The 1,819-nt window shown below is 73.9% G+C and carries 2 protein-coding genes; both read right to left on the bottom strand.

Annotation, left to right across the window (positions count from 1 at the left end; genetic code table 11):
* Positions 1-63 precede the first annotated feature (63 nt).
* Positions 64-711: a GNAT family N-acetyltransferase gene (locus IF43_RS0135445; RefSeq protein WP_030211096.1), complete on the bottom strand. Its 648-nt coding sequence runs from the start codon at positions 709-711 to the stop codon at positions 64-66.
* A 338-nt stretch (positions 712-1,049) separates the two neighbouring features.
* The gene (locus IF43_RS0135440; protein WP_030211095.1) at positions 1,050-1,574 is read right to left on the bottom strand and encodes a hypothetical protein; all 525 of its coding nucleotides are present in this window, start codon (positions 1,572-1,574) and stop codon (positions 1,050-1,052) included.
* Between the last annotated feature and the right edge of the window lie 245 nt (positions 1,575-1,819).

Genomic DNA, 1,819 nt, shown 5'->3' with positions numbered 1-1,819 from the left:
GGGCCTGAGGTCCGTCGGTCGGTTGCTGGAGGGGCGGCCGTGCCCGGTTCGGGCGGCCGGTGCTCAGAGGCGGGGGAGGAGCAGCGCTTCCGCGCCGATCGGGCGGTAGCCCGCGGCCTGGAAGGCGCGGACGCTGCGGGCGTTGCCGGCGGCCTGCTGGGACCAGACGGGCGAGCCGTCCGGTACGAGGTGCCGGGCGGCCAGGGCCAGGGACCGGCCCAGACCGCGGTGGCGGGCGTCTTCGTCGACTTCGATCGCCGTCTCCCAGCGTCCCGCCACGCCTCGTCCGAGGACGAGGACCCCGCCGTCGCAGGCCCAGACGCGTACGTCGTCGCGGCGCCTGCGGGCACTCGTCACGCGCGGGTGGTCGGGGTCCACGAGCTCGCGCAGGGGGAGTGGCGGTTCACCCGGCAGCGGGTCCGCCGCCGTGAGGAGGTCGATCGTGTCGGTCGTCCGGCCGGTCCGGCCGAGGAGGGCCGCGAGGAAGCGGGCGTTCATCGTGGCGGCCAGTGCGTCGCAGTCCAGGGCGGCCAGGGTGGTGTGCACCCACTCGGGGTCCTCGTCGGTGAACACCACCGAGTGCGCGGTGAACGCGATCACCCCGGCGTCGCGGTGGCTCGGCTGCGGGAGCACCGTCACACCACCGTCGGGCGGCGGGTACTGGCCCCGCGCCGCCGCGTCCAGCACGTCCGCCAGGGTCTGGGCTGTCAGGGCTTGGTGCTCGTCCTGGCTCGGATCCTGGTGCTGGTGCTGGTGCTGGTGCTGGGCCCGGTTCTGGTTCCAGGTGTGGTCCTGGTACGGCACCTGCTCCACGGTCGCCCCCTGGTCGGCTTCGGACGGCGTTGATCACGCCGGTGATCCGTTCGCGACCGTATCTGATCGTCTGTGGGTGGGCGGGTGCGGGTGCGGATGCGGTGCGGGGCGCGGGTGCGGAGCTGGGTGCGGGTGCGGGTGCGGTGCGGGGTGCGGACTGGGTGATGCGCGGCGGCCCCGGTGGGCTGAGGATCCGCCCAGCGGGGCCGCGGTCCCGGCGTGGGCCGGTGAGTGGGTCAGCCGGTGCGGGGACCGGGGAAGGCGGCCGGACGGGCCGTGGCCTCCTCGCGCAGCCCCTGGGAGCCGGACGTGGGCTGCGGCGGCATCGAGCGGGCGGCCGGCACCGTGGGCATGTTGATCGTGCGGGTCGTCGTGCCTTCGGCCAGCGGTTCGGCGGCCTCTGCCGCGGCGGCCGCCCGCCGGGCCCCGTAACGCCGGTGCACGGCCTGCTTCGTGACCCCGAGGGCCGAGCCCACGGCGTCCCACGAGAATCCGAGCGAGCGGTCGAAGTCGACCGCGGCGGTGACCAGCGTCTCGACGCTGTCACGCAGCTCCTGGGCCAGACGGACGGTGGGGGCGGGCGCCCGGCCGTAGACGACGAAGCCCGTGGAGGGACCGGAGCGACGCGGGCGGTAGACGTTGCCCAGCTGGGCGGTGAGCGTACGCAGAGCATCCACCTGACGGCGGACCCGCTCGATGTCCCGCACCAGCAGATGCAAGCTGGCCCTCGCTTGAGCGTCGTGGGTGGCGTGGTCGGCCATGAACAAGCCTCTCGTACCGGCATAGGAACGGATCGGGCCAAAGGACGGTGCGTCACGCAATGCGGCCCGTTTCGGTCAATCTCTCTTGACCAACGCTCCATCCGCCGAGGAGTCACGCACCTGGGGCGTGTCGGCATATGCGAGGGGCGCGCGTATGTGCGTACGCCCCCTGGCGGCGGGGGTGTGTACCGGTGTTGACGCCGCTGGGTGGGGTGGGGTGGTAACGCGGCTGGGTGGGGTGGGGT

Origin of the sequence: Streptomyces sp. NRRL S-87 (assembly GCF_000719335.1) — a bacterium.
Taxonomy (GTDB): Bacteria; Actinomycetota; Actinomycetes; order Streptomycetales; family Streptomycetaceae; genus Streptomyces.
This window is presented reverse-complemented; position numbering and strand designations above follow the sequence as displayed.